The organism is Blautia wexlerae DSM 19850, from assembly GCF_025148125.1.
In the GTDB taxonomy this organism is placed as follows: domain Bacteria; phylum Bacillota; class Clostridia; order Lachnospirales; family Lachnospiraceae; genus Blautia_A; species Blautia_A wexlerae.
On the sequence record NZ_CP102267.1, the window covers coordinates 3,796,294 to 3,822,790 of the forward strand.

The 26,497-nt window shown below is 43.9% G+C and carries 28 protein-coding genes; 17 read left to right on the forward strand and 11 right to left on the reverse strand.

Annotated features, from left to right (window positions below):
* Positions 1–5: 5 nt before the first annotated feature.
* From NQ550_RS17600 to NQ550_RS17615, 4 genes are read left to right on the forward strand one after another with little or no spacing between them, the layout of a single operon-like run.
* On the forward strand, positions 6–3,569 hold the full coding sequence (locus tag NQ550_RS17600) for a YodL domain-containing protein (RefSeq protein WP_002569179.1): 3,564 nt from the start codon (positions 6–8) through the stop codon (positions 3,567–3,569).
* Between the two features lie 3 nt (positions 3,570–3,572).
* Positions 3,573–4,526, forward strand: coding sequence for a hypothetical protein (locus NQ550_RS17605; protein WP_002569180.1), 954 nt, complete (start codon positions 3,573–3,575; stop codon positions 4,524–4,526).
* Positions 4,523–4,735: a transposon-transfer assisting family protein gene (locus NQ550_RS17610; RefSeq protein WP_004607965.1), complete on the forward strand. Its 213-nt coding sequence runs from the start codon at positions 4,523–4,525 to the stop codon at positions 4,733–4,735. Before NQ550_RS17605 ends, NQ550_RS17610 begins: the two co-directional genes overlap by 4 nt.
* On the forward strand, positions 4,732–5,097 hold the full coding sequence (locus NQ550_RS17615) for a cysteine-rich VLP domain-containing protein (protein ID WP_002569182.1): 366 nt from the start codon (positions 4,732–4,734) through the stop codon (positions 5,095–5,097). The genes NQ550_RS17610 and NQ550_RS17615 overlap by 4 nt, the downstream gene beginning before the upstream one ends.
* Positions 5,098–5,274: 177 nt before the next feature.
* Here the strand turns inward: NQ550_RS17615 and NQ550_RS17620 are convergent, their stop codons facing one another.
* The 4 genes from NQ550_RS17620 to NQ550_RS17635 all read right to left on the reverse strand — a co-directional run bounded on the left by NQ550_RS17620 (position 5,275) and on the right by NQ550_RS17635 (position 7,847).
* Entirely contained in the window at positions 5,275–5,526 is a 252-nt protein-coding gene (locus NQ550_RS17620; RefSeq protein ID WP_002569183.1) for a helix-turn-helix domain-containing protein, read from the reverse strand.
* 63 nt (positions 5,527–5,589) lie between these two features.
* Entirely contained in the window at positions 5,590–6,936 is a 1,347-nt protein-coding gene (locus tag NQ550_RS17625; RefSeq protein WP_002569184.1) for a relaxase/mobilization nuclease domain-containing protein, read from the reverse strand.
* The gene (locus NQ550_RS17630) at positions 6,897–7,226 is read right to left on the reverse strand and encodes a plasmid mobilization protein (RefSeq protein ID WP_002569185.1); all 330 of its coding nucleotides are present in this window, start codon (positions 7,224–7,226) and stop codon (positions 6,897–6,899) included. Before NQ550_RS17630 ends, NQ550_RS17625 begins: the two co-directional genes overlap by 40 nt.
* A 267-nt stretch (positions 7,227–7,493) precedes the next feature.
* The gene (locus NQ550_RS17635) at positions 7,494–7,847 is read right to left on the reverse strand and encodes a helix-turn-helix transcriptional regulator (protein WP_002569186.1); all 354 of its coding nucleotides are present in this window, start codon (positions 7,845–7,847) and stop codon (positions 7,494–7,496) included.
* Between the two features lie 384 nt (positions 7,848–8,231).
* On the opposite strand from NQ550_RS17635, the gene NQ550_RS17640 reads away from it, so the two are divergent.
* The 8 genes from NQ550_RS17640 (at position 8,232) to NQ550_RS17675 (ending at position 13,063) form a co-directional block, all read left to right on the forward strand.
* A complete protein-coding gene (locus NQ550_RS17640) occupies positions 8,232–8,411 on the forward strand; it encodes a cysteine-rich KTR domain-containing protein (protein ID WP_002588768.1) in 180 nt (59 codons plus the stop codon).
* 23 nt (positions 8,412–8,434) lie between these two features.
* A complete protein-coding gene (gene rlmN, locus NQ550_RS17645; RefSeq protein ID WP_002569187.1) occupies positions 8,435–9,424 on the forward strand; it encodes a 23S rRNA (adenine(2503)-C(2))-methyltransferase RlmN in 990 nt (329 codons plus the stop codon).
* Between the two features lie 250 nt (positions 9,425–9,674).
* Positions 9,675–9,860 carry a hypothetical protein gene (locus NQ550_RS17650; RefSeq protein WP_009243795.1) on the forward strand — a complete coding sequence of 62 codons (186 nt, stop codon included), beginning with the start codon at positions 9,675–9,677 and terminating at the stop codon, positions 9,858–9,860.
* Between the two features lie 101 nt (positions 9,861–9,961).
* Positions 9,962–10,402, forward strand: a complete 441-nt coding sequence (locus tag NQ550_RS17655) for an RNA polymerase sigma factor (RefSeq protein ID WP_025577802.1) — start codon at positions 9,962–9,964, stop codon at positions 10,400–10,402.
* A complete protein-coding gene (locus tag NQ550_RS17660; protein ID WP_016289899.1) occupies positions 10,383–10,643 on the forward strand; it encodes a helix-turn-helix domain-containing protein in 261 nt (86 codons plus the stop codon). Before NQ550_RS17655 ends, NQ550_RS17660 begins: the two co-directional genes overlap by 20 nt.
* 475 nt (positions 10,644–11,118) lie before the next feature.
* Positions 11,119–11,286 (forward strand): transposon-encoded TnpW family protein, encoded by a 168-nt coding sequence (locus NQ550_RS17665; protein ID WP_029676856.1) that lies wholly within the window; start codon positions 11,119–11,121, stop codon positions 11,284–11,286.
* Positions 11,287–11,325: 39 nt separating this feature from the next.
* Complete coding sequence (locus tag NQ550_RS17670) at positions 11,326–11,502, forward strand: hypothetical protein (RefSeq protein WP_259840328.1); 177 nt, start codon at positions 11,326–11,328, stop codon at positions 11,500–11,502.
* Complete coding sequence (locus NQ550_RS17675; RefSeq protein ID WP_259840294.1) at positions 11,441–13,063, forward strand: recombinase family protein; 1,623 nt, start codon at positions 11,441–11,443, stop codon at positions 13,061–13,063. Before NQ550_RS17670 ends, NQ550_RS17675 begins: the two co-directional genes overlap by 62 nt.
* 48 nt (positions 13,064–13,111) lie before the next feature.
* On the opposite strand, the gene NQ550_RS17680 is transcribed toward NQ550_RS17675, so the two are convergent.
* From NQ550_RS17680 to NQ550_RS17690, 3 genes are all read right to left on the reverse strand, one after another.
* Positions 13,112–13,372, reverse strand: a complete 261-nt coding sequence (locus NQ550_RS17680) for a recombinase family protein (RefSeq protein ID WP_025577795.1) — start codon at positions 13,370–13,372, stop codon at positions 13,112–13,114.
* On the reverse strand, positions 13,373–15,046 hold the full coding sequence (locus NQ550_RS17685) for a recombinase family protein (RefSeq protein WP_008706405.1): 1,674 nt from the start codon (positions 15,044–15,046) through the stop codon (positions 13,373–13,375). It lies immediately after the preceding gene.
* Between the two features lie 129 nt (positions 15,047–15,175).
* A complete protein-coding gene (locus NQ550_RS17690; RefSeq protein ID WP_025577792.1) occupies positions 15,176–15,421 on the reverse strand; it encodes a DUF6870 family protein in 246 nt (81 codons plus the stop codon).
* A gap of 644 nt (positions 15,422–16,065) precedes the next feature.
* Here NQ550_RS17690 and NQ550_RS17695 point away from each other — a divergent pair.
* Entirely contained in the window at positions 16,066–16,617 is a 552-nt protein-coding gene (locus tag NQ550_RS17695) for a helix-turn-helix domain-containing protein (RefSeq protein WP_025577790.1), read from the forward strand.
* Between the two features lie 387 nt (positions 16,618–17,004).
* Here NQ550_RS17695 and NQ550_RS17700 read toward each other — a convergent pair whose 3' ends face one another.
* Positions 17,005–18,243 (reverse strand): IS110 family RNA-guided transposase, encoded by a 1,239-nt coding sequence (locus NQ550_RS17700; protein WP_114091361.1) that lies wholly within the window; start codon positions 18,241–18,243, stop codon positions 17,005–17,007.
* A 574-nt stretch (positions 18,244–18,817) separates the two neighbouring features.
* Between NQ550_RS17700 and NQ550_RS17705 the strand changes: the two genes are divergently transcribed.
* Genes NQ550_RS17705 through NQ550_RS17720 form a run of 4 tightly spaced genes read left to right on the forward strand, consistent with a single transcriptional unit; the run spans position 18,818 to position 20,960 of the window.
* Positions 18,818–19,189 (forward strand): GntR family transcriptional regulator, encoded by a 372-nt coding sequence (locus tag NQ550_RS17705; protein WP_008706402.1) that lies wholly within the window; start codon positions 18,818–18,820, stop codon positions 19,187–19,189.
* A gap of 11 nt (positions 19,190–19,200) precedes the next feature.
* A complete protein-coding gene (locus NQ550_RS17710; protein WP_016286642.1) occupies positions 19,201–20,058 on the forward strand; it encodes an ABC transporter ATP-binding protein in 858 nt (285 codons plus the stop codon).
* A complete protein-coding gene (locus NQ550_RS17715; protein ID WP_025581255.1) occupies positions 20,055–20,681 on the forward strand; it encodes an ABC-2 transporter permease in 627 nt (208 codons plus the stop codon). Before NQ550_RS17710 ends, NQ550_RS17715 begins: the two co-directional genes overlap by 4 nt.
* 15 nt (positions 20,682–20,696) lie before the next feature.
* On the forward strand, positions 20,697–20,960 hold the full coding sequence (locus tag NQ550_RS17720; RefSeq protein WP_081703345.1) for a cysteine-rich KTR domain-containing protein: 264 nt from the start codon (positions 20,697–20,699) through the stop codon (positions 20,958–20,960).
* Positions 20,961–21,250: 290 nt separating this feature from the next.
* Here the strand turns inward: NQ550_RS17720 and NQ550_RS17725 are convergent, their stop codons facing one another.
* From NQ550_RS17725 to NQ550_RS17735, 3 genes are all read right to left on the reverse strand, one after another.
* Positions 21,251–22,972 (reverse strand): S8 family peptidase, encoded by a 1,722-nt coding sequence (locus NQ550_RS17725; RefSeq protein ID WP_025581254.1) that lies wholly within the window; start codon positions 22,970–22,972, stop codon positions 21,251–21,253.
* A gap of 239 nt (positions 22,973–23,211) precedes the next feature.
* Positions 23,212–24,417, reverse strand: a complete 1,206-nt coding sequence (locus tag NQ550_RS17730) for an IS110 family RNA-guided transposase (RefSeq protein WP_172678354.1) — start codon at positions 24,415–24,417, stop codon at positions 23,212–23,214.
* 1,048 nt (positions 24,418–25,465) lie between these two features.
* Positions 25,466–26,311 carry a LysR family transcriptional regulator gene (locus NQ550_RS17735; protein WP_025581081.1) on the reverse strand — a complete coding sequence of 282 codons (846 nt, stop codon included), beginning with the start codon at positions 26,309–26,311 and terminating at the stop codon, positions 25,466–25,468.
* Between the last annotated feature and the right edge of the window lie 186 nt (positions 26,312–26,497).

Genomic DNA, 26,497 nt, shown 5'->3' on the forward strand with positions numbered 1-26,497 from the left:
AATGAATGGAAAAGAAAAAAGGTTACTCCATGTTTGAGCGTGACAAGTTAGACCCGGCTGACAGTATGCGGATAGAGCGAAATATTTATTTTGAGGAACAGACCGCTGACCTTTCCGGGCTTACCGCCCTGCCCTTAGAACAGTTACAGGCATTGCGGGAAGAATACGCGGCGGCTGAACAGGCAGCTTTTGAAGCCTTGCAAGAACAGGCGGCGGCATGGGACGAACAGGCGGGAAAGACCCTTGCCATTGACAAAGCCATTGAGTATGTGAGGACACCCGAAGCTACGCATACCGCGAACCAGTGGGAAGCTACGGACTACGGGAAGCACATCAGCAACCGCGTCTACCAAATGCGCTACCACATATCCGAGAATACCCGGTATGACAGGGAAAAAGAGAAATCCATTCCCTATTCGTGGACGCTTTCATGGAGTATTTACACCAACAGCCCCCACAATTACGGACAGGCAAAAATCGCCGGACAGGAAAGGAAAGTCTTTGCAGACAAGGCAGCTATGGAAAAATATCTGAATGGGCGTATCAAAGCCTATCAGCATTTATTCACCGAGGTATCGCCGCCTATCCCGCCAGAGTATGCAGAGCATTTCAAAGTAAACGGGCAGCTTTTACCGGGCTATGCTATCGAGGGCGAGGAACGGGCGCAGCCTACCGCTGAAAAAGCAGCCCCCACCACAGCAGAGCCGCCACAGGACACCGAACAGAGAAAGGAGCGTGAAACCATAAACGAGCAGTTTTCAATTCTTATCGACAGCCGCAGCCGCTTTGAAACAGGCAAACCGGGCGGCGTGTGGCTTCCCATGCCGACCACAACAGAGCAGCTTCATGCGGCTATGGAAAGCGTCGGCATTACCGCAGACAATCCGCAGGATTTTTTCATCAACGGGTATTCTTCTACGGAGGACTGCCCCTTTGACTTGCCGCTTTCCGTTATCCAAAGCGCAAGCATGGACGAGCTGAATTATTTTGGAAAACTTCTGGAAATGCAGAGTGACGGGGACAAGGATAAATTTGCGGCGGCGGTTACACATGGCGAGTATGCCGGAAGCATGAAAGACCTTATCAACCTTGCACAAAACCTTGACTGTTACTGGCTCTATCCCACTGTCCGCAGCGAAGAAGATTACGGTTATTATCTTATCGACGAACTGGACGAGCTGGAGCTTCCCGAAGAAGCAAAGAAATATTTCAAGTATGAAGAATACGGGCGGGACGCAGTTAGCAAGGATAAGGGGCAGTTTACCGAACAGGGCTATATCTATAACAATCAGAACACCTTTACCGAATGGTATCGGGGAACGGAAAACGAGATACCCAAAGAATACCGCGTTATGAGCTTCCCACAGCCGGAACGCGGCGGACAGGACAAGACCTTTATGGACGCAGCCGCCACAGAGCAGACCGCCCGAACCGCCGCAGAGCAGCCACAGGAGCCGCACCCGGTTATCCCTATCGTGCTGACAGCCGGGAAGCCCGCCGAGAAATTAAAAGAGATTACCGACCGTCTGGAACAGGGCATTACGGAACTCTTTGACAGCGAGCGTTACAAGGAATATCTGAAAGTCATGTCAAAATTCCATAATTACAGCTTCCGAAACACCGTCCTTATCGCCATGCAGAAGCCGGACGCTTCCCTTTTGGCGGGCTTTTCCGCTTGGAAGAACAACTTTGAGCGAAATGTGATGAGAGGGCAAAAGGGAATTAAAATCATTGCCCCGTCGCCCTATAAAATCAAACAGGAAATGCAGAAAATCGACCCGCACACGCAGAAGCCCATAATCGGCAAGGACGGAAAGCCCGTCACCGAGGAAAAGGAAATCACCATACCCGCCTACAAGGTGGTATCCGTCTTTGACGTTTCCCAGACCGAGGGAAAGGAACTGCCGGACATTGCCGTTGACGAACTGACAGGCGACGTTGACCGCTATAAGGACTTTTTCGCAGCCCTTGAAAAGACTTCCCCCGTTCCTATCGCCTTTGAGAATATCGAGGGCGGCTCTCATGGCTACTACCACTTGGAGGACAAGCGCATTGCTATCAACGAGGGCATGAGCGAATTACAGACCTTAAAGACCGCCATTCACGAAATCGCCCATGCGAAGCTGCACGACATTGACCTCAACGCGCCAAAGGACGAGCAACCCCGCGTTGACCGCCGCACCCGCGAAGTCGAAGCGGAAAGCGTCGCCTATACCGTCTGCCAACATTACGGGCTTGACACGTCGGACTATTCTTTCGGCTATGTCGCCGGGTGGAGCAGCGGGCGGGAGCTGTCCGAGCTGAAAAGCTCCCTTGAAACGATACGCAGCGCAGCCGCCGAGATTATCAATTCCATAGACGCGAATTTTGCGGAGCTGCAAAAGGCACAGGACAAGGAGCAGACCGCCGGACAGGAGCAGCCCACCAGAGAGGGACAAGAAGCCGCGCCACAGCCGGAAGCCCCGAAAAAAGCAGATACAGCCGGGAAAGAAAAGCCGGAAGCAGCCCCGAAAGAAGCCTTTACCCCGGAAACGATTTACAGAGTGCGCCGGAACCCTTACAGCGACAGCCGGGAAAACAGCCACCTCTTGCAAGCCTATGTGACACAGGAGAACGGGCGGGCGAAAATGGGCGACGTGCTTTATACGGGAACGCCGGAGAAATGCCGCGAGCTTATGGGGCAGCTCAAAAGCGGCGAGCTGACCGAGGGCGACGTAAAGCAGCTTTACGCAAAGGCACAGGAAACGGCGCAGACCACCGGACAGGACAAGGACACCTTTTCCATTTACCAGATAAAGGGCGGGGACGAAACAAGGGACTTCCGCTTTGAGCCTTACGACCGCCTGCAGGCGGCGGGAAATGTGGTTGATAAAGCGAACTATGAGCTTGTCTATTCCGCGCCCCTTGCGCCGGAAACTTCCCTTGAAGATATTTATACCCGCTTCAATATCGACCACCCAAAAGATTTTAAGGGACACAGCCTTTCCGTTTCGGACGTGGTAGTGCTTCATCAGAACGGACAGGACACCGCGCATTACGTTGACAGCGTAGGCTTCCGGCAAGTGCCGGAGTTTTTACAGGAGCAGAAGCAGCTTACCCCGGACGAGCTGACAACGGGCGAAACAATCCAGACACCGAGGGGGACTTTCCATGTGACCGCCATGAGCCGGGAGCAGATAGAAGCCGCCGGATATGGCTTTCACCACCAGTCGGACGACGGAAAGTATCTGATTATGGGGAACGGGACGCGGGCGTTTGCTGTTGCCGCAGAGCAGCCGGAAAAGGCAAACCCCTTGAAGCATATCGAGGACACCGTAGAGCAGAACGACAACAACTTTGACGGTATCATCAACAACACCCCTACCGTTGACGAACTGGAAGCAAAGGTTAAGGCGGGAGAAACAATTTCCCTTGTTGACCTGGCTAACGCGGTCAAAGCCGACAAAGAGCGCGGCAAGGAAGCGAAGCCGGAAAAGAAGCCCTCTATCCGGGCGCAGCTTAGGGCTGACAAGGAAAAGGCGCAGAAGAAAAACGCAAAGCAGAAATTACAGGATTTGGAAAGGAGCTGACCCATGCCGAAACAGAGTAAATTTGAGAACGTGGATTTGTTCGCTTCCCTCAATGCGGTTATGAAGCAGAACACAGGCTTTTACCAGAGCGACTTGGAGATTGACAAGGAGATTATCGCAAAGGCGGCGGCAAGCCCCCGCAAGGAGGACAAGACCCTTTTGTGGTTCTGCCGCCCGTCCGGGACGCATTGCTTCCGGGAGCGCGACGTTTTCCTCAAAGACACCGCGCCCCACAACACATGGCGTTTCTACATGGAGCAGACGAGCGACCGCGTCCTTGCCTATGCAATCGAGCTAACGGGGACGGAGCGCGGGAAAATCAAGGGCAATCTGTACGAACTGGACTACGCTAAACATTATGAGCGCGTCAAGGAAAAGGAGCTGCCCGCCGATACGGTGAAGCTGATTTATGAGCATGGGGAACGGGAGATACCCGCCGGACAGTTTTTCAACGGCAATCCCGATTATGAGCTTGGAAAGTTTGAACGCTTTGAAGCCGTACCCAACGACCCGGACGCGCTGCAATCGCTCTTACAGGAAGAACGGCGCAGCCGGGAGCAGCTTCCGCCGGGGGATTTCAAGGCGCATATCGCCGCATTGCGGGACGGGCTGATTGAAACGGAAGCGCGGCGCATTGTACGGGAAATGAAGCGGCACGACACGCCGAACAGCCCCAACAAGACCCATTTCATGGTAGAGCTTTCCCCGGCGTTCATGCAGCTTGCAGCCACAAAGGACACTGACCGCCTTTTCTCCATGCTGCCCTACAAGACCCTTGCCTTTTCCAAAATCGAGGGCAGACATGGGACGTATGCGCTGATTGACAAGGGGGAGAACCGGGACAGGAAGATAAGGAAGCCCCGCCCCTCTATCCGGGCGCAGCTTAAAGCAGACAAGGCAAAGACCGCCCCGAAAAAGGCGGCGGCAAAAACAAAAAATCACGATATGGAGGTATGAGCATGATTAGACTGACTGTTGAAGAAACAAACCTTTTGAGCATTTACAACGAGGGCGGCAAGCGGGCTTTGATTGAGAATGTCAACGCCGCGCTGCCCTACATGGACGCGGATATGCGGGAGCTTGCAAAGCGCACCCTTTCCAAAGTGGACGCTTTGACCGAAGCGGAATTTGCAGAGCTTCCCATTTACGCCGCTGATGAAGTATGAACGGGGTTAAGCGGCTGACGCCGCCCCAGAGCCGGAAAGTCAACGCCCTTGTGCGCCGGACGTGCTGCAATTATGATAACGGGAACTGTATCTTACTGGACGACGGGGACGAGTGCGTTTGTCCGCAGCTCATTTCCTATTCGCTTCTCTGCAAGTGGTTCCGGGCTGCGGTGCTTCCCGCCGACAGGCTACTCTATGCGGAGCTTTACCAGACAGGGGACAAGAAGAAGTGTACCGAGTGCGGCGCGTTCTTTGCGTCAACCTCTAACAGTGTCAAATACTGCCCCGTCTGCCGGAAGCGTATCACCCGCAGACAAGCTGCCGAGCGCATGAGGAAAAGACGCACCCCTGTTACGCAGTAGGTGCGGAAAATCCCTTGATTTACAGGGCTTTCCGGGCGTGAAAATCGGATAGGCGATACTTTATACCTTTACCCCCGAAAATGGCGTTCTACTGCGTAACATTCACGAAAACAGCACCCATAAAAAGACAGGGCGCGGAAGTCATATACTGGCTTCCGCGCCCTGTTCTTTTTTTGCCTATCTGACATTTCCCTTTTCCATTTCTTCAAGCGGGAACTGCGGGAGGGCTTCTATCAGCTTCTTTGTGATAGACTGGCGCATATCTTCGTTGATTTCCTGTTTCGTGCTTCCGTCTGGCTGTCTGACCGCTACCGTCGATAGCCTGTCGATTTCGTCCTTGTAGCAATCCACGACTTTCTCCACCGCCCATTTCTCCCCGGCAACGGCGGCGCGTATGGTTTCATATTCCGGCATTTTCTGGTTTTCCATGCTCAACGCTCCTCTGCTTTTTGATAGCCCTATCATAGCACAGCGGCGGGGATTTTGCTATCCTTATCCGCGTTCTGTTTCCTTTTCCCGTTCCGGCTGTCTGTCTGCCTGTAAAATGCTGTCAATGTTCTGCTTGATAATATCATATTCCCGGACTTTCTTTTTCAATTTTCCATAGTCGGCGTAAAGGGCTTCTTTCTGCGCTTGGAGGGCTTCATACTCCGATTGCAGCGCGGCGAGGTTCGGGAGCTTCGCAATGCCCGCCGCTTTCAGTGACCTTACGGCGGCTTCATGGAGGATAATTGCCTGTTCCTGTCCGGCGCGGTACTTCTCCCTGTTCCTTGCCTTGCGGTATGCGTCATAGACAGGCTTTGTCTTTTGATAGGTGGAAACATTCTTGATAAGCACCGCCATTTCCGCAAGCCGCTTTTCGGCGTTCTTCAATGCGTCTGCCGCCTGTCCGCTTTCCGCTGCCATTTCCTCAATCCGGCTGACTAAATCCGCGTACTGCTCAATCTTATGTTCCGTCAAGAAATTCATTGTTTTAGCTGCCTGTTTCAGATTGTGGATTTTCGCCCACTGTTCATAGCCCTTACTCTGCGCTGCCTTGATACTGTTCTCAATGTCGATAAGCAGCGACACGCCGCGCTGCTCTCTGGGAGCTTTCGCCACCTTTGTCCGTCTGCCCGCTATCCGTTCCCTTACGGCTTCCTCTGTATAGTCTGCGCCGAGGGTTTTAAGGCGGGTGAAGCGTTCCTGTCCGGGGGCGCGGCATGATACATATTTCCCCGGCTTTATCTCATAGCCCGCCGCCTGTAACCGCGTTAGCAATTCCTCAAAACTGGAAACTTGGGGGATAAGCGCGTCAACAGTGGTTTTCAGCTTGCCTTTCCAACTTGTACCCGTCTTTTCTGCCTGGTACTCCGCATAGCTCTTTCCCTTGCTGCCCTTGCCGGGGACGACAACGGACAAGCCATTTTCCCGGCACAGCTTGTCGCTCATGTTCCGTATGCCGTAATAGCTCCTTTTGTTGGAATTGTATTTATGGTGGTCTACAAAGTTCACCGCGCAAAAAATGATATGGTTATGGACGTGTCCTTTGTCAATGTGCGTCGTGAGTACATACTCATGCTGCCCCTTTGTTACCGCGTCGGCAAGCTGCTTTCCGATTTCATGGGCTTTCTGATAATCGACTTCCCCCGGCTCAAAGGACTGTATCAGATGAAAGGCTAAATTGTTCCCCTTTTGGAGTGCTTGCGACAGGGTATATTCAAACTCAATATCTGCCGTTTCATAGGAGCAACCGAAAGAGGACACAAGCATTTTCCCGTCCGTCTTGTCCGGGTTTTCGATATAGTCAAGGGCTTTGCTTAGAGTGCTTTTAATAGGCTTAATCTTTGTAACCGCCATATCTCCGCAAGCACCCCCTTTATTTCCTCTATGTCCTCTTGGTATGCGTTCCCCGTCGCGTTTACGCGGCGTGCTATCTGGTTGACGTTGACACCGATTTTCTGTATCTCTGCGGTCATAGCCTTTATATCGGCGTGGTCTATCTGAATGATATACCCGTCAATGGCAATCTTCCGCAGATACGCCGCCATGTTCCGGGTGGGTACGAGCTTCATTTTTTCCAGTATTAAATCCCGTTCCGCTTCCGTCACTCTGAATTTGATTTGCACTGTCCTTTTGCGTCCGTCCATGTGTTCGCTCCTTTCCTTTCCGTTCCGAGGGTTTGGGACACTTCCCAACAAGCAATTTTCAACCGACGCGCCGCAGCGCGGGAGGGCGAAAATACGGAAGTGGTACCCGCTTCCTATGCTTGCTACGAATGTTTTTATCCTTTAGGCTCTTATCACCTACTACGGAGAAAAAGCGATTTTGCCAAACTTACGCAAAAGAAAAACGCTGCAACCTCAAAAAAGATTACAACGCTTTCTAAATCCTGTTCAGTTTTAAGTCGGACATTCCTATTCGCCCTCTTTTTCGACTTCGGAAATCTCCTTTGCCGTTGCGGTTACAATCCGTATGCCTGTATCGCTCATACCGTCAAGAAGCGCGTCAAGCTGCCGCCGCTGCGTGTTCTTCTCCGGCGGCGTTTCTAAAAGGAATTGGTCTACGGATATATGGTAACGCTGTATCAGCTCAAAGAATATCTGTAAACTTGGGTGCTGCCCCTTGTTCTCAATGTTCGCAAGGTAGCGCGGCGAGATAAACATTTCGTCGCCTACTTTCTTGCGGCTCTCCTTGCATCCCTCACGCGCTGCCTTTATCGCTGCCCCAAAAGCCTTAAAGTCGTATCGTGGTACTGGTCTTTTTGCCATAGTTATTCACCCTATTACATTTTACTGTTCCCCTTTCTTCTTGGATATGTCTACGTAGTTCTATCAGTTAGCCAAAATAATTCATATATATATATGTTGACAACAAGCTGCTTTTGTATATAATATTATATAAAAGGGGGGGAATGTTTATGTTACATAGCATGCGTATTCGATAAGCATTGAAATCAAAAAAGATTTTTCCCATTTTCAATATGGGCTTTTTTGTCATGCTTATTTTGCGTATGCTATACAACAAAACTAACGACGTATAGACATAGTATAAAAACTATGCCTTAATTTTGTTGTAGTATTATATGTATAAATGCAGGTCAATGCTCATGTTGAGAATTGACCTGCATTTTTTTGCGCAAAAGGAGAAATATTATGCTTGAAAAATATTGGATAAAATGTCCAATTTGTAACGGAAAGACGAGGGTTCAAGTATTTTATAATACGGTATTAAGAAATTTTCCTCTTTTCTGCCCTAAATGTAAATTAACGCATATCGTTGATGTTGAAAAACTAGAAATCATAATCAAAAACTCTGAAAAACAAACTTTTTAATTTTGAAAAGGAAGGATATTTAAATGAAACACTTACCTAAAAGTACACCTACGGAAATATTGAATGACCCATACGGATTTACTTACAAAGAAATGTCGGAAGTAATTGGAGAGGATAAAGCAAGAGCCTTATATACGGAATTGTATAAACAGCCATTTCACAAAGAAAATCTATCAATATCAACAAAAAAAGTCTATAAAAGTAGCGATACTGAAAAGTATGTTTATGAATTGAAAGATAACAGGTATATTGAAACGGTTTTTATTAAACGGCGAGATGGTGGGACTGTTTGCGTAAGTACGCAAGTTGGTTGTTCTGTTGGCTGTATTTTTTGTGAGTCCGGACGCAATGGTTTTGTTCGTAATCTAACACCGTCTGAAATTGTGCAGCAGGTTGTATTGATACGTCAAAAAGTAAATCGTATCGTTTTTATGGGAATGGGAGAACCTTTATTCAATTACGACAACTTGATTGCAGCAATCCATATTCTTCGAGATAGAAATGGACTTAACTTTCCAACCGACGGCATTACCGTATCAACAGTTGGTCCAGTTAATCAATTAAAAAAATTGCGCGAAGAACATCTAAAAATTCAGTTGACAATATCTTTACATGCAGCAACACAGGCTGCGAGAAACTGTATCATTCCTCATATGCACATGTACGCTATTGAAGATGTTGTTAAGCAAGCATTGTCCTATTCTCAAAGGCATAATCGAAAAGTGGTATTTGCGTATTTGCTTTTACCAGGTATAAATGACCGTTCCTCAGATATAAGGCAACTTGCAAAATGGTTTAAGGGCAAAAATGTTATGATTAACGTGCTGCAATACAACCCGACGAGTAATTCAAAAATTAGAGCACCACAAAAACAAGAAATGGTTGCGTTCAAACATCAATTAGAGCAAACAGGACTTGAAGTTACCATGAGAGTTTCTCATGGTAGAGAGATTAAAGCAGCTTGTGGACAGTTAGCTAATACATATAATAAAGCCAAAAAACAACAGAAATAATTTAATTAAAAGAGCCAGACGCACAGACGCAGAGCCGATAATATGCAGTTTGAAATACTGCTGTTATCGGCTCTTTTTTGATTTTAATTTGTGCCCCTAATAACCATATTGGAGCAAAATCAGAACTGTTGCTTGTCGTTCTTTGATTTCCGCAGCAGCTTTGAAAAATCAAAGCCGCCGTTTCTTTTTATCTTCTAATGAAATGACGCGGTATCACTGTTGAAATCGGCGGCTAAAGGAGGTAGCCGCCATGAAGCAAAAAGCATATCGACAAAATCCGACAGTTATTGACTTATCAAAAAAAGCCCGCCCACCACCGGGGGAAACTACGCTTATATATATGAACTGTCTAATCATCTGGATACTGCTTACAATGCCTATGCGCCCGTCCGGGCTTTTCGGACGGGCGCATTTTGTACGTTCAAAAAATTTTTGAAGAAATTTCAAAAAATCTTCGGCGTTTTTGAAAAACGCCGTATTGCCCCGCGAAAAGGGGGGAAGCACCACCAACTTTCCAACGAGAAAGGAGGTGAGAATGTGGAACCTAATAGCAGGGAGTTTTACAAACAGTGTGCTTTTCAGAAGTTTTGTAATACGGTATTGCACAATGAAGCTTGCGACACCCATAGAGAACTTCGCAGACACAAGGCAAAGGAAGTGACCTTTTCCGACATGACCTTAGACGAAGCGCGGCAGCTTCATACGTTTGATGAATATTTCAAACGTGAAGCCGCCGAAACCGTCTTTGAGAAAGCCGGGAAGAAAATCACGCCAAAGCTGCTTCTTGAAGCAATCCGTACTTTGCCGGAAGAAAAGCGCAAAGCCATATTGCTGTATTACTTCGAGGGAATGAACGATACCGAGATTGCGGAGCTGTTCAATACGTCGAGAAGCACGATACAGTACAGGCGGACAAGCTCTTTTGAGCTGCTAAGAAAATATCTGGAGGAAAATGCTGATGAATGGGACGAATGGTAACGAACCCGGCTACCCGGAAAATGCCCTTGTTCCCTATCCTGTCATTGTGGCAGCGACAAAGGGCGACCCGGACGCTATGAAGATTGTCTTGCAGCATTTCAGCGGCTACATAGCCCGCCTCTCCATGCGGAAGCTGTACGACGAGCGCGGGAACGTCTATTTCGGCGTAGACCACGACATTCGGGAACGGCTGCAAGCAAAACTGATGATGGCTGTCCTCACCTTTAGGACAGAGGAATAAACCGCAGCGGCGGGACGCTTTCATTCTCACCCCCTTTTCCGTTCCGCTGCTGACGCGGGCAGCACAGCCATTTTGAACCTTGAAAAAGAAAGCGGCGCAAGATAACGGCGGCGCAGCATAGGGCAAATCGGATATGTTCCTTTTGCGCCGAGCCATACAGCGGGTGCGCCATGACGCTATCCGGGAGGGATTACCCCGCCCGGACAGCCGAGCGACCAACACCGCGCCGGAAAGCAAGTGTAGCGGCTTGCGGGCGACGACAGCGCAGAATATACAATGATACTTCCTTACAGCCACAGTCCGAGCGTTAAGAGCGTCGCAGGCAATGGGTAGGGCGGCATGAGAACCATGCCGGGGTGAAATTCCCATGAGGTTATGCTAATAACCGTCCGATTAAAGCCTTTGTTTTATTGAATAGTGGACTTGCTGCTATTCATAGACTGTATTATATTTGCGAAAGAAAGGGGGATTTTCTTTGACGCAAAACCAAACGCCCGTTACCACAACGGAGCATAAAATAGGGAAAGTTACTTACCTTGTATGTTCGTCCGCAAGTGAACACGCGACGGACACACTGGATAAAAAGATAAAGAAGCTCATACGCAAAGACATGGAGCTGAACCCCGCAAACGCCCGGAAATAGGGCGTTTCTTCACATTTTATACATGACACAGGCAGCGGTATGTGGTATAATATAAACAGTACAAATACCATGCTTGTCTGTCGTCGGAAAGGAGGACAAAATGTTACAGACAGACAAGATTACCGCTTTATATTGCAGATTGAGCCAGGAAGATATGCAAGCCGGGGAAAGCGAGAGCATACAGAACCAAAAGCTGATTTTACAGAAGTACGCTGACGAACACCACTTTTTCAACACGCGCTTTTTCGTAGACGACGGATTTTCCGGCGTGAGCTTTGAGCGTGAGGGGCTTCAAGCCATGCTGCATGAGGTTGAAGCCGGGAACGTAGCGACCGTCATAACAAAAGACCTTTCCCGTCTGGGACGTAATTATCTGAAAACCGGGGAGCTGATAGAGATTGTCTTTCCCGAATATGAAGTGCGCTACATTGCCATTAACGACGGTGTAGACACCGCAAGGGAAGATAACGAGTTTACCCCTCTGCGGAACTGGTTCAACGAGTTTTACGCCCGCGACACTTCAAAGAAAATCCGGGCAGTCAAACAGGCAAAGGCGCAGAAAGGCGAGCGCGTCAACGGCGAAGCCCCTTACGGCTACCTTATCGACCCGGATAACCGCAATCATCTGATACCCGACCCGGAAACGGCGCACGTTGTAAAACAGATTTTTGCAATGTATGTACGGGGCGACCGTATGTGTGAAATCCAGAACTGGCTGCGGGACAATGAGATATTGACCGTCGGGGAACTGCGCTACCGCAGGACAGGGAGCAAACGCCACCCCCGCCCACAGCTCAACGCATGGTACAACTGGCCGGACAAGACGCTGTACGACATTCTGACAAGGAAAGAGTATTTAGGGCATACCATAACCGGGAAAACCTACAAGGTATCTTATAAGTCGAAAAAGACGAAAAAGAACCCGGAGGAAAAACGGTATTTCTTCCCCAACACTCACGAGCCTTTGATTGATGAAGAAACCTTTGAACTTGCACAGAAGCGGATTGCCACCCGGCACCGCCCGACAAAGGTTGATGAAATTGACCTGTTTTCCGGGCTGCTCTTTTGCGGGGACTGCGGCTACAAAATGTATGCGGTACGCGGAGCCGGGACGCTTGAGCGAAAGCACGCCTACACTTGCGGCAACTACCGCAACCGGGCAAGAAATGATATGCTCTGCACTACGCATTATATCCGCAAAAGCGTATTAAAAGAACTTGTCCTTGCAGACTTGCAGCGCGTAACGTCTTATGTGAAAGAGCATGAACAGGAATTTATTCAGACCGCCAACGAGTGCAGCGCAAAGGCAGTACAAAAGACGCTGACACAGCAACGGAAAGAGCTTGATAAGGCGCAGAGCCGGGTTAGCGAGCTGAATATCTTATTCCGCAAGCTCTACGAGGACAACGCTTTAGGGAAACTTTCAGATGAACAATTTGCTTTTCTGACTTCCGGCTACGACGAAGAAAAAAAGACGCTGACCCGGAGGATTGCAGAGCTGTCACAGGAAATCGACAACGCCACCGAGCGCAGCGCGGACGTGAAAAGGTTTGTCGCACTGGTACGCAAGTACACTGCCATTACCGAACTGACCTACGAAAACGTCCATGAATTTATTGACCGTATTCTTATCCACGAACTGGATAAGGAAACGAACACCCGCAAAATCGAAATCTTTTATAGCTTTGTCGGCAGAGTTGATACAGGCGACAAGCCTACCGAAAGTATCTCCTATTTCAGACAGATAGGAGCCGACGTAAAGAGTTATGCTATCTAACATACATCAAAAAGAGGTAAGATAACACCCTCTGCAAAAAAGGTATCGTTATCTTACCTCAACAAAATTTGTTCCGGTTTTTCCCAAATCAGAATAAATATCATATACAGCAATCTCATACTCTTTGTCCGGATTTTCATTGTGCTTCTGAATGAATTCTTTTATCAGCGTAACCTGTGTTTCAATAGATTCTGACTTTTTTTCATCATTATCTACGGATAATCTGGCATAAATTGCAGCCATACATACCGGAATACCAGAAATCTTCTTCTCTGTGTTTTTCTTATATCTTTTTGCTGTTCTTGCCATTTATCCCACCTCTTTCCTGCACTCTGTCCTGTGTTCCGCATAAAACCGTCTTATGACTTTCATCTTCTCAATCATATCCTGATAGCGGATGTGAATTTTAATTTGCTTGTTTTCATAAATATAGATTTTATCTACGGTCAGTGCCAGCAATGTGCGATCCAGTTCTTTGATTTCCAGTGATTTCTTCCAGTCCTCCAACTGAACAGTTGCAGACACTCCACCCTCAAACATTTGCTTTACCAGCTTTTTCTGATTCTCAATCATCTGCTCCAGTTCTTCACATTTTCTTCCATAACTTTCCCGAAAATCATCGAACTCCGCTTTGCTGATCAGTCCCTCTTTCAAGTCATCACCCAAAGATGCTTTCAGACTGTAATAACGGTTATATTCTTCCTGCAACTTACTAATCTGTGTATCATAACCGATTACCTGATCGTAACTGACTTGCATCTCACAAAGTTCTTCCATAATCATCTGATAGTCTATAAAAAGTGCTGTATATGCCTGAATCTCTTTCAATACAATCCTTTTCAGCACCTCTTCTGGAATACTGTGTCTGGTACAATCTCCACCTTTATTCTTTGTCTGGCAGATATAAAAAGCTTTTTTCTTCCCCTTATACTGATTTACCCTGCGTATCATCGGGGTCTTGCAATCTCCACAAAACACAAATCCCGAAAAAAAGTTTGCACTGTCTAATGTTTTCGATGCTCTGCCATCATATTGGAGTAACTTCTGCACCACGTCAAAATCACTCTGCCTGATGATTGCCGGATGCGTATTTTCTACTTTCACCCACTCTGATTCTGGCTTATCCAGGCGTTGCTTTACTTTATAGCTGATTCGTTCCTGCTTGCCCTGTACCATGTTTCCAATGTAAACCTCGTTGGTTAGAATCCTTTTAATCTGCACTGCCGACCATTTCGGTGTGTCTGAGCTGTGAAATCCAGAATTATAATTCTCGCCATTTGCCTTTTTATATTCTTTTGGCGACTGCACATAACGTACATTCAGTTTTTCTGCGATTGCTCCAAGACTGAATCCATCAATTTTCCATGAAAATATTTTTCTTACAATATCCGCTGCATAAGAATCTATCACCAGACAATTCTTATTCTCCGGATCTTTGCAGTAACCATACGGTGCAAATGCTCCAATAAATTCACCTTTCTCACGTTTGATTTTCTGATGGCTTCGCACTTTACCGGAAATGTCCCGGCAATAACTTTCATTTACAAAATTTTTGATTGGAACTACAAATGACTTCTCTGAAAAGTCTGCTGTTTTGCTATCAAACTGGTCTGTAACTGAAATAAAACGCACATTTAAAGCCGGGTAGGTCTTTTCGATCCATCGCCCGGCTTCTATATATTCTCTTCCGAATCTGGATAAGTCTTTTACAATCACACAATTTACTTTTCCAGCTTCTATGTCAGTTGTCATTCGTTTAAACTCAGGTCGGTCAAAATTTCCTCCTGAGTATCCATCATCCACATATATATCAAAGATCTGAATATCCGGCTGGCTTTTTACAAAGCTCCGAAGTAACTCTCTCTGATTTACAATGCTATTGCTCTCTGACTTCGCACTGCCCTCTTCCATATCGTCTTTCGATAATCGAAGATACAATGCAGCATCGTATATATCTGGCATATTCATTTGCATCTGTTCCATTTTACATCGCTCCCAACTTACTTATTCCATTGAATTTGAAGTCAGAAACCATGTATCACGTTCATTTTCCCTGACCTCACATTAACATAACATCTGTAGCTTCGCAAGATATTTTTTCAAGACTTGCATCTAATACATCAACTCCGTTCTTTTTCTAAGATAATCACTAATGGCATCTGTGGTATCTATTTCTCCGGTCATTTCCACGACCACCACATACCCTTCATTCATGTGAGCATACGGTTGATCGCCAGATTTATCCAGAAAAGTTTCCACTTTCTCAGAAATAGCTTTATCCATATCAGGAATTAAATCTTCAATGTCCTTTAACTGCTCCAGATCAACACTGGAATCTATTACTGACTGATTCACCATGATGCTCACCTCTTTTCCAACATATTCTTTGTATAAGTCGTCCTATACCTACAATTTTCTCAACCACATCACCTTATCTTTCTTCCTCTTTTCTCCAGTTATCCAGATATCTATAGCATTTTGTATTCTGTTCAGCGTATTGGCTTCCATTCGTATAATCTGTTGTCAGCGTTACATCTGACCTCTATCAAAGTATTTCTGAATGCTGGTAGCTTCTTCGCAAACTTACCAGCCGTTTCCGGAGTATCTTCGACGCTCGCCTGTAAAATCATTTACAGGGTTATGGCATCTGTGGAATCAGATTATACAGCTCATGCAGTTTTCAAGGTACAAAAGAGATTTTTTTGAATGCCCTTTCACTTATTACAGCCTGGAAACACCAAAATGTTGTTCTCTTCAAAAAATCCTCTCACTAATAAAGCCTGACAGAAGGATTTTACCAACCTCATTTTGCAATAATTTGCAAAAAGTATTTATCCGCATCTGTACATTCGCTTTCATGCGAATCTTTATTGCACTGTCATTTTAATTCGCTTTCATGCGAATGTCAAGTATTTTATTCGCTTCAATGCGAATCTTTCTGTTTACATTCCTTGTTTTTGGTAGTAAAATGGATTTATCAAAAAGAAAGTTGGAAATCTGATATGACAATCGGTGATAAAATAAAAAAAATCCGGACATTCCGGAATATGACGCAGGCAGAACTTGGAGCTGCCCTCGGCTGGGGCGATAAAGGTGCAAACCGCCTTGCCCAATACGAAACGAATTACAGGGTTCCCCGTAAAGATCTGGTAACTGAAATGGCTAAGATTCTAGACGTAAATCCACTGGCACTGCATGAACCTACTATTATGGATGCTTCTGAACTTATGGAAATCCTGTTCTGGATTGATGAATTTAACCCGGCTGCGATCAATCTCTTTCAGTTAGAAACCTATCCAGATGAAAAATGCAATTCCAGCGAGGATACCGCTGTCCGTTACCATGATTCTGATCACTGGCCTGCTCATCCGCCTGTCGGTATGTGGTTTAATTATGGGGTTCTGAATGATTTTATGAAAGAATGGGTTCTCAGAAAAGAAGAACTGAACTTTGGTGAAATTACCAGAGATGAATATTTTGAATGGAAAATCAACTGGCCACAGACCTGTGATGGGTGTGGGAAATATGAACCTAAGAAAAAATGGCGAATATAGCAAATACAATGCTCTCCAAAACTGGAAAATATTCCAATAATGGAGAGCTATTCTCTTTTTAATCTAATGCTCTTCTACTATATGTATTTTTCTTTCAGACAATCATTAAGCACCTCTTCACAAACAGCATATTCCCGTCTATTTGGATATTCTTTAGCAACTACTTCACTGCCAATCTGAATATATGATAAGCGCTTAATTTTTAGTTATGATAGAAAAAATCCCCGACTACTTTTCAGTAGCCAGAGCACCTTGCTACGAAAATAAAACTCGTAGCCAAAAACTGAACCTTGACAACAAATGTTTTCAACAATTATGAAAGCATCACTATAAAGCAGTCACAGTATTGGCTGCCTGTAGTGAGAGATTGATCGTATTTAAGAAAGGCTAGCTTTGAGCTTCCACATGATAACCATGTTTTTCCAATTCCCGTATATAACGAGAAAGCTGTTTTTGTTCACAGTGCTTACGTCTTGTTTCAAAACAGGATTCGTCAAATAGAGTTCCTTGTTTTAACATTGTGTAGATGATGACAAGAAGTTTTCGGGCAAGTGCGACAATCGCTTTTTTGGCTCCTTTTTTCTGTTTGATTCTCCAGTACCATGCCGAAAGATAAGTGTTGCGTTTCCCTGCAATCACCCAGGCAATTTCGCAGAGCATACTTTTTATGTAAGGATTGCCTTTTGTGACAGAGGTGCTTTTTCGTTTTCCAGCACTTTCGTTATTACCTGGGCACAAACCGGCCCATGAGCAGATGTGTTCCGCAGTTTTAAACGGCTTCATATCAATACCGATTTCAGCAATAATTGCACAGGAAGCAGTTGTGCTTATTCCATAGATGCTATTCAACTGCTCAACCTGCAGGGCAAATGGAGCCATATCTTCCTCGAGACTCGTTTCAATTTCAGCAAGATGTTTCTTTAAAGAATCATAATGAGTCATGAGAATCCTTAAAAATGCCTTTTGGTGTTCTGACAGTGTTCCGTTCACGGACATGAGAATTTCATCAATACGGTTTCTGGTCTTGGTTTTGAGACAAGAATCTAAAGCAGTTTTATCAATCTGCCCATGTTCAACTAAATGCAGAATGATGTTTCTACCCGAAGCGCCAAAAATATCAGAAATAAAGGATGATAGACGGAAGCCGGAACTTTGTAAAAATTTCTCAATCCTGTTCTTCTGTGACGTAATATCGCGGATGACACTCTTACGGTAACGATTTAGATCGCGGAATTCCCGAATCCTTTTTTCGGGAATAAAACTTCCGTTCAAAAGTCCGGCGCGAAGCAAGGTGGAAATCCATTCGGAATCCCGCATATCGGTCTTTTTGCCAGGAACATTTTTCATATGGCGTGCATTTACAACAAGCAGGGTAATGTCACCAGAGAAAGCATCCTCCAGTATTTCATAAATCGGCATCCAATAGATACCGGTGCTTTCCATAGCTACATGATGGCAGTTTTTAGAAACGATCCAATTCCGTAATGCTATCATATCCGGAATCAATGTAGAAAACTCACGGATTTCAGAACGGGTTGGCTTGCCCAGAGGACCAGTCAGGATACATGCAACAATTTTTTCTTTGTGGACATCCAGTCCACAGGAAATTTCCAGAAGGTCTTTCATACAGAACAACTCCTTTACTATAGAATTGGCAGGAGATTTGCCCGAGATAATACGGACTTTGCTACTCGTGCTATTCATAAAAGGTGCGACAATATGCTGTGCTCAAGGGCAAATCATTTACGTTGACAAACGGGGTGCAAATCCTCCAAGGTGCAATCAAACTTAATCCTGCCTAAGACTATTGTAAGGCAAAAAGAGAAGTGAAAAAAGTAGTGGAGTCAGTATCCTATTTTCATTATAGGCTGAGATAAGCTTTCATGATTCGTTGACAATTCACATATGATTGATTTGATTCGTTTGCACGACGTTCAATTTCAGCTTTGACAATTTCGTTCCATGGAGCCAGAAGTTCTAATTCATCATCGCTCATCCTATCATTATCGTGCTGATTTGCACAAAGAAATAACCTTATTATGCCGGTTGACAGGTTGGATTACGCTGATTTTTTGAAAACTTTATATGGTATATTTTAATGAATTGTAGGATTACTTTATTGACATTTCTGACACTATCATATACACTGTACATATCGTATAAGTACGCATATATCAGAAGGTGGTGAGAGGAAGTTAGAATGGAAATTATCATAAGTAATAGTAGTGATAAGCCTATTTATGAACAAATTGCTATGCAGATCAAGAGTTTAATCATGAATGGTACCCTATCTGCCGGAGAAGCCCTGCCTTCCATGCGTGCACTGGCAAAAGACCTGCATATAAGTGTTATTACTGTTCAACGAGCTTACGAAGATTTAACTCGAGATGGGTTTATCGAAACCGTATCGGGAAAAGGTAGTTTTGTTGCATCACCAAATAAAGAATTTATTCAAGAAGAACAACTACGAATAGCAGAAGAACTTTTAGAAAAAGTTGCTATAATCGGTCGTACTCATGGTATCAGCTATGAGCAAATGGCTAATATTCTAAAACTATTTTTTGAAGAATGAGAGGTGAAATTATGGAACAGAACAGTATTGTTGTAAAAAATGTGACTAAAAAATTTGATGATTTTATGTTAGATCATATTTCATTTACAGTTCCTACAGGACGTATTGTGGGTTTCATAGGAGAAAATGGTGCTGGAAAAAGTACAACTATCAATTTAATTTTAGACCAGTTGAAGTTGGATGCGGGTGAAATAAGAATATTGGGTAAACAAAATCATTCTTATTTGCATAAAGAAAACATTGGTGTTGTTTTTGACGAATGTAAATTCCATTCCGTCTTAAATGCAAAAGATATTGCCCAAATCCTTTCGGGATCTTATAAAACATGGGATATGAATTTGTTTGAAGAATATATGAAACGCCTTGATGTTCCATTAAATAAATCAATAGGGCAACTTTCAAAAGGTATGAAGATGAAATTGTCAATTATTTGTGCACTATCGCATAGACCCCAGATTCTGATTTTAGACGAAGCAACAACAGGGTTAGATCCTGTTGTACGAGATGAAATTTTGGACATTTTTTTAGAATTTATTCAAGATGAAGAACACTCTATTTTGTTCTCTACACATATAACCTCTGACATACAAAAGGTTGCTGACTATGTAATTCTGATTCATAATGGAAAAATTATTTTTGAGGAAAAGAAAGATGACCTCATTTATAATTATGGAATTATACGCTGTAAAAAATCAGAATTTAATACTGTTTCACCAGATGACTATGTATGTTGTCGAGAAACAAATCTTAGCGTGGAATGCTTAATACATGACAAAGTAGCTGCAAAAAAAAGATACCAAAATCTAATTATTGATAATGCTTCTATTGAGGACATTATGCTGTTCTATATCAAAGGAGGTGTCAAATGAAAGGATTGGTTTTTAAGGATTTATTGCTTATGAAGAAAATGAATAAAAAAGTCATTTTTGTAATGTATTTTTTTGTAATAGCAATTTCATTCTTCGGAGAGAATGAAGTTTACTCAATTATGTCATCGGCTTTTTTTTCACTTTTTATCGGTATGCACTTAATGATGACCATGACCTATGATGGATTGACTTCATGGAAACAATATGAATTAACCTTGCCGCTGAGTAAGTACCAAATCATTTTCAGTAAGTATTTGACTAGCTTGCTTCTTGTTCCGATTAGTATAATGGGTACAGTTATCATTTATATCATTCGTTATGTGGTTTATCATAATTTTACACTTAGCCAGTTTGGTTTTTCTATCACCATTGCAATAGCATTACCTGTTTTATGGTGTTCTATATGTTTAGCAATAGCACAGTGGTTTGGCTATATGAGTGTTCAGTATGTGAGAATGATTTGCACGCTTCTCGTTATCTTTTTCGTAAGTAAAATATCAAAAGATATGAAATACGTTACTCAAAATTTGGTTAAAAATCCTATGTTGATTACTATTTTTGCTTTGGGTATAGTAGTCGCATCGTATTTTGTTAGTGTTATAGGATACTCAAGAAAAAAATAAAAAGTAGAAGTGCAAATAAAAGTAAGTGTCGAGCGAGTACGTTGCCCTGTCTGCGGAAATAAAACACGTGACAAAATCCGAGAAGATACTGTACTAAAAAATTTTCCACTCTTTTGTTCGAAGTGCAAAAGAGAATGTCTAATCAACATTGAACAATTCCATATAACTGTTATTAAAGCGCCAGACGCAGAACCGATAATACACAGTTCTTTGAACTGTAGTTATCGGTTTTTGTATTTTCCCAATCATAGTGATTATCAGCTATTGATTTACACTTAAAACTGATCCAGATTTAATGCTTAAAACTGACCCATGGTATAATTTGGCCTTATGGCCTTGATAACTGATAATTATTTGTATAAGTCAGTTTTATATTCCTGTGACCTCTCTTTCGTTTTAATATGTTGTCTGTAACAGAATCGGCTGTTCATGTTACGTCATTGCTGCAAGTCTTTCTTTCCATATCATTTTGAATCCAACCCGGGCAGATTTTCTTCAAAATCATGGTGGAAGTGCTTCGTTTCTGTGTTTGGAAAATGAACGGAAACACTTGATTTTACTGACTTTCTTCAATGTAACCTTATTATAACGTCCTCCCCCCACCCCACCTCTTCATTAGGATACTCCTCGAACCCCGGCAATGGTCTGGCGCCTTTTCGGAGACAGGCTTTTACTTTTTCCCCATAGAGGTAGGGATCGTTTCCATTCACAATCCCCCATTGCATCAGCAATGCAGCGGATCCGCTGACAAAGGGTGTTGCAAAGGAAGTCCCTGTTACTGTTCTGTAACCACCACCGGGTACGGGAGCAACTATGTTTACTCCCGGTGCCACCAGATCAGGTTTCAGATATGGCAGCATTCTGCTGCCCCTTCCGGAAAAATCCGCATAGGAGTCAACCAGCGAATCATATGCTCCAACTGCAATAACCCGCCGGGCTGTGGCAGGTATGGTCAAAGTCCCATATGCCCTTGGTTCATAAAACCCAGTTCCTCTGTTCAGGGTATTTCCACCTGGCAGCCACAGGTAATATTCCCCTCCTCTGACCTTTTTTCCACTTAGGATGATTTTCCAGTCTCCACTGTCCACATAAGTTTTCCCAGGAAGGAAATCTATGTAGATTTCCTGTGTCAGATGATAGGGTCCAGGTTTGCCATAATAGATTAAAAGATCTGTATTTCCCAGTCTGTACCTCTGAGGACCAAGCTTTTCGTCTAAGGGGCCGATCCGGTTTCCGGATGGATTTTCAATATAAATACTCATTTCATCCTCATAAGATTTCCATAACTGCACATTTAATGTTGGTTCCCTGCTGCTCACAGATAATTCTATCTGTCTGGTCTGTCCCTGTTTCAGGGTTCCTCCCTCATGCAGAGGCTGATTGCCGTTGTTCCCTGTACCTGTACAGATAGCCAGACGTCCTGTGGAAGAAACCATATCTATATATGTTTCAAGAAGGGAATCTCCCTTGTGTGAGCCATAATTATTTCCAAAACTGAGATTGATCACCATTGGTCTTCCCATAGCCAGCGCCTGCCTCACCAGATAATCAATCCCCTGTATCAGTTCCGTAGTTCTGGGAAAGGAGTTCTCTCTGGGAATTCCCATTTTCACAACCAACAGATCACTTTCACAGGCAACTCCCTGATTCACTCCATCTGATGCCCTCCCATTTCCTGCTGCAATTCCCAGCACGGAAGTTCCATGTCCACTGTAATCTGAAGATGGAACAAGACGCCTGCCCTGGTTTTCTCCAAGTGCAAGCGCCTCATCGATCTGCTCTTTCGTATATTCAGTTCCTGTCACATATCCCTGAGGTGGATTTCCCTGTATGCTCTGATCCCATAAACGTAAAATTCTGCTGCTTCCGTCTGCATTTCGGAAATCAGGGTGAAAATAATCCACTCCTGAATCTACAACTCCTGTCAGGATTCCTTTTCCCGTCAGTCCATTCCTGCCGGTCTGCACTGTGCGGATGCAGCTCGCTCCCTTCGCCTGAAACAATTCAAAATACAAGCGTTTGGGTTTCTCCATAAATTCCACCTGCGCTCTGTGGGAATACGCATCAATCTCACTTTCCGGCAAAGTTACCACTGCATAGCCCCCTAACAGTGGCACTACCTGAATTCCATTTCCAGCCAGACCACTTTCCGGTCCGCTGTACTTTATGATCACATCCCATAGCCTGGTTGCAGGATCATATCCTATGTTAAGATTTCCTGACTTTCTACGCTCCTGTGAGGTTGCATCCATTGCAAGATTTAAAAGGTTATCTATTTTCTGGTCTGGCATTTTAATCTCATTTCCAGATATTCACTTAGTCTATTATATACAAAAGTTCTGCATACGGACTCTTATTATAACAATTTTAGGATAATACGCGGGAATCCTCGGCAATTCAATTACCGAGCCTGCAAATAAAAAGTCAATAGCAAATTGATGATTTCAGGCAAAAATTTTTGCAAGATTTTGAACATTAAAATAAGACCACCGATATTCGCTGGTCTAAAATAAAGGTATTGACGAGATATTTATTCTGGGAGTGAAGACAGATATTCTTTCACTCGACCATAGTAGATGCGAAGAAACTTATTCGCACCGGCTGTCATGTAGACGTAATAAGGCTTTCCTTGTGCTCGTTTCTTATCCATAAACAAGTAGACAGGATCATCCTGTGGCTTTGTTTTGATGAGAACATCCATGACTTGAAACAGAGTCTTACGAAGAGTACTGGAACCGCGCTTGGAAGCAGGAACGCTTTTCTGCTCATATGAACCGGATTCATTTACACCGGGATCAACGCCTGCAAAGGCTGTAATGGCTCCTTTGTGGGTAAATCGGGAGACATCACCAATCTCTGCCATAAGCTGTGGACCAAGCGATTTACCTACACCTTTCATAGCCATGACAACAGGGTATTCCGGCAGTTTAGAAGCAGCCTCATTCATCATGGTACGAAGCTGTTCCACAGTCTGTGAAGCCGTATTTAATTGTTCTACAGCCTGTTTGATGATTAACTTTGTCAGATCGTCTTTTGGAAGTATAGAAACAAGCTCCTTAGATGCTTCATAGATTTCAACAGCTTTTGAACGGCTGAAGTTGTACTTCCTGCGTTTACACCACTTTTGATAGTGGTCGATAAAGGCGTTTAGAGAGAGTTTACGAACACAATCCACATGCCAGTAGGTGGCTGAAAAGTCAACCCATTTTTGACTTCCATCCTCACGGGCAGGGCTGTCAAAATAAGTGTTAGCTCCCGGATAAGTTTGGTCAAGGATGCTGATTAGATTATTTTTCATAGCGGTTTTGTGTTTCATGTAAAAATCAAACTGGCGGTTCATGGTTTTCAGTTGATTACGAATTTCATCCATGAGACTATACTGTCTGAGTTCCGTCCAACTGTCAAGAGTATAGCGTGCAATTTTTACTGCATCCGCTTTATCGGACTTTACTTTGCGGAGAGAGTTGTCTCCAAAATCTTTGATGAGTTTGGGATTTATGGCAGATACAAAAAGGTCAGCTTTCGAAAGTTCACGGACAAGAGGTTCGTAATAACGACCGGTGTGTTCCATGACAATACGAGATTCGCCATCAATGGATTGGATCTGCTCAATGAGAGAGCGAATCCCACTGACTGTGTGTTTGACTTCAAATGGTTTTGAAATGATCTCACCATAAGAACGAAGGATAGCAACCATGCTTTTTCCTTTGGAAACATCAATACCTACTGCATTCATATTCATAAATTTGTCACTCCTTAAAATCAGATTATGCAATGGATAAAGACCAGTTTTACTCATTGCCTATTCCATCTACTGTGGTGTGACACGAACGTACCGAAGGCAGTTCAACCTGCATAAAACGAACGCTGCAAATGAGGAGTCAAGGTTATCAGTCTCGGCAACGGACGCGAAGTCCAAGATGAATAAGACGATATACCGATTGCTCCATACATTTTAACAGCTTAAGCAACAAGATGGATAATTCCTTACTGGCTGTAAGGGATATTAACCATAAATATATTGTAGTAGATGAAAGCGCAAACTGTGCATATCTACACTCATAATAAATAAAAATAACAAAACGGTTTTCATTCAATTTCTCCCTATAAAAGTATATTTGATAAGAATAGTATTAAACCAACTGGTGGAAAGGGAAATTACAAATTATCTATTGAGTTCATGAATACAAAGACACATGGAAGGATTACTGAAGAAATTGTTTTTAAATAATCGAATGTGAGATCTTTTGTATATTGAGAATGAAAATTTCTGAAAAAGTTCAATATTAGTGCTGGATAATCCGAAAATTACTTCGGCGCAGTTGTATAATAAAAAATATATTATATTATAAAAATTTATGATATAATATCCAAGCTACCACCCCTAAACAGGTACAGGAAGGGGGGGTGCTATCAATGGATACAATTTTATCATTTATGCTTTCTATTCTGGCAGGTGTAATCACCTATTACATTTGCAAATGGCTGGATAGAAAATAGTAGCTGGTAGCCAGCCTGGGGAATAAGCCACCCTTGCCAAAACGGAATAAAAAAGCCTCGGAGATGCGACCTCCGAGGCTTTTTGCTGTGTTACCAATGAATTTAATTTTATCATTTTGCCTATGGCAATTATAGCATATGCAGAAAATGAAATCAATATACTTTTGTGGATGATAATTTCGATTAATTTAGATAGAAAATCATTTCATCGGCAGTATTCTAATCTTCAAACTGCTTTTAAGAAACAATTTTGAATGACTCCCAACGAGTACAGACGCAAGCGGTCATAAAAACCATTCCATCTTCTCCCGCACATCCGCATGCTTCAGATAAATAACATTAAATTCTCTGACTATGGGCTCACCCTTTAATGTAAAAATCCCAAGCTCCGGGTCACTTTTGGCAAGTACTTCATATACAAATGAAATTCCATACCCGGACTTGATCAGGTCGATGATCATCTTAAAGCTGGAAATACATATATGCCGGTGAAAACGCTCCAAAGATTCATTATGCTCCAGAAGCTTTTCCTCCAGGATAGCCAGAGTTCCAGAGCCGTTTTCGCGATGGATCAGAGTTTCTTTCAGAATCTCCTCTACAGATACTTCACGGCCTGCAAAGGGATGATCCTTCGGACAGATTCCCACAAAAGGTTCCCGGCGATATAACTGGCTTCCAAATCTGTTTTTGTCAAAGAATCCTTCTATGATGGCATAGTCCAGAGTATTCTGTTCCAATAAATGCAAAAGATGCTTTGTGTTATCCACGATCAGAGTCAGTGCTGTATCCGGCTGATTTAAGAAATCGTGAATCCTGTCTGTGATCACATAGTCACCAATGGTCTTGGTTGCACCGATGCGCAGTTCCCGGAGACCATTGTTTTTTATCTTTTCCCTGAGAAAATTTTCACGCTGCTGAACGGAACGCAAGTAATCCTCCAGCATCTGTGCTGCAGGGGTCTTGATCAGTTTTCTGTTTTCATAAAGAAAAAGGCGGCAGCCGTATTCTTTCTCCAGAAACTGGATATGCTGGGTGACTGCCGGCTGGGTAATATGTAACAGCTCTGCCGCCTCCCTGTAATTCATAACACTGCATACAGCCATAAAGGTTTCTGTTCTGTGATCTAACATAATATTCTCCTTGAACTCTTCCACTCTATTGATATCAGATAGTTTTTTCTGTGCAATAAGAAAAAATTCTGCCCTGAAGGCTTTTTTATAAAGGTTTCTGTTTTTCAGTTTCACAGTTGCATTATTCCATAAATGTTACTTATCGTATAATAAAAACTCATAAATTGATTTTATCATTCATGAAGC

Excerpts from the sequence above, each read along its gene's own strand:
- NQ550_RS17675 (WP_259840294.1), top strand. The coding sequence starts at position 11,441 with ATGCAAGCCGGGGAAAGCGAGAGCATACAGAACCAAAAGCTGATTTTA.
- NQ550_RS17705 (WP_008706402.1), top strand. The coding sequence starts at position 18,818 with ATGGAAATTATCATAAGTAATAGTAGTGATAAGCCTATTTATGAACAA.
- NQ550_RS17640 (WP_002588768.1), top strand. The coding sequence starts at position 8,232 with ATGCTTGAAAAATATTGGATAAAATGTCCAATTTGTAACGGAAAGACG.
- NQ550_RS17715 (WP_025581255.1), top strand. The coding sequence starts at position 20,055 with ATGAAAGGATTGGTTTTTAAGGATTTATTGCTTATGAAGAAAATGAAT.
- NQ550_RS17615 (WP_002569182.1), top strand. The coding sequence starts at position 4,732 with ATGAACGGGGTTAAGCGGCTGACGCCGCCCCAGAGCCGGAAAGTCAAC.
- NQ550_RS17725 (WP_025581254.1), bottom strand. The coding sequence starts at position 22,972 with ATGCCAGACCAGAAAATAGATAACCTTTTAAATCTTGCAATGGATGCA.
- NQ550_RS17605 (WP_002569180.1), top strand. The coding sequence starts at position 3,573 with ATGCCGAAACAGAGTAAATTTGAGAACGTGGATTTGTTCGCTTCCCTC.
- NQ550_RS17625 (WP_002569184.1), bottom strand. The coding sequence starts at position 6,936 with ATGGCGGTTACAAAGATTAAGCCTATTAAAAGCACTCTAAGCAAAGCC.
- NQ550_RS17735 (WP_025581081.1), bottom strand. The coding sequence starts at position 26,311 with ATGTTAGATCACAGAACAGAAACCTTTATGGCTGTATGCAGTGTTATG.
- NQ550_RS17680 (WP_025577795.1), bottom strand. The coding sequence starts at position 13,372 with ATGGCAAGAACAGCAAAAAGATATAAGAAAAACACAGAGAAGAAGATT.
- NQ550_RS17710 (WP_016286642.1), top strand. The coding sequence starts at position 19,201 with ATGGAACAGAACAGTATTGTTGTAAAAAATGTGACTAAAAAATTTGAT.
- NQ550_RS17635 (WP_002569186.1), bottom strand. The coding sequence starts at position 7,847 with ATGGCAAAAAGACCAGTACCACGATACGACTTTAAGGCTTTTGGGGCA.
- rlmN (WP_002569187.1), top strand. The coding sequence starts at position 8,435 with ATGAAACACTTACCTAAAAGTACACCTACGGAAATATTGAATGACCCA.
- NQ550_RS17630 (WP_002569185.1), bottom strand. The coding sequence starts at position 7,226 with ATGGACGGACGCAAAAGGACAGTGCAAATCAAATTCAGAGTGACGGAA.
- NQ550_RS17610 (WP_004607965.1), top strand. The coding sequence starts at position 4,523 with ATGAGCATGATTAGACTGACTGTTGAAGAAACAAACCTTTTGAGCATT.
- NQ550_RS17620 (WP_002569183.1), bottom strand. The coding sequence starts at position 5,526 with ATGGAAAACCAGAAAATGCCGGAATATGAAACCATACGCGCCGCCGTT.
- NQ550_RS17685 (WP_008706405.1), bottom strand. The coding sequence starts at position 15,046 with ATGGAACAGATGCAAATGAATATGCCAGATATATACGATGCTGCATTG.
- NQ550_RS17670 (WP_259840328.1), top strand. The coding sequence starts at position 11,326 with ATGTGGTATAATATAAACAGTACAAATACCATGCTTGTCTGTCGTCGG.
- NQ550_RS17730 (WP_172678354.1), bottom strand. The coding sequence starts at position 24,417 with ATGAATGCAGTAGGTATTGATGTTTCCAAAGGAAAAAGCATGGTTGCT.
- NQ550_RS17690 (WP_025577792.1), bottom strand. The coding sequence starts at position 15,421 with ATGGTGAATCAGTCAGTAATAGATTCCAGTGTTGATCTGGAGCAGTTA.
- NQ550_RS17600 (WP_002569179.1), top strand. The coding sequence starts at position 6 with ATGGAAAAGAAAAAAGGTTACTCCATGTTTGAGCGTGACAAGTTAGAC.
- NQ550_RS17650 (WP_009243795.1), top strand. The coding sequence starts at position 9,675 with ATGAAGCAAAAAGCATATCGACAAAATCCGACAGTTATTGACTTATCA.
- NQ550_RS17695 (WP_025577790.1), top strand. The coding sequence starts at position 16,066 with ATGACAATCGGTGATAAAATAAAAAAAATCCGGACATTCCGGAATATG.
- NQ550_RS17700 (WP_114091361.1), bottom strand. The coding sequence starts at position 18,243 with ATGAAAGACCTTCTGGAAATTTCCTGTGGACTGGATGTCCACAAAGAA.
- NQ550_RS17660 (WP_016289899.1), top strand. The coding sequence starts at position 10,383 with ATGAATGGGACGAATGGTAACGAACCCGGCTACCCGGAAAATGCCCTT.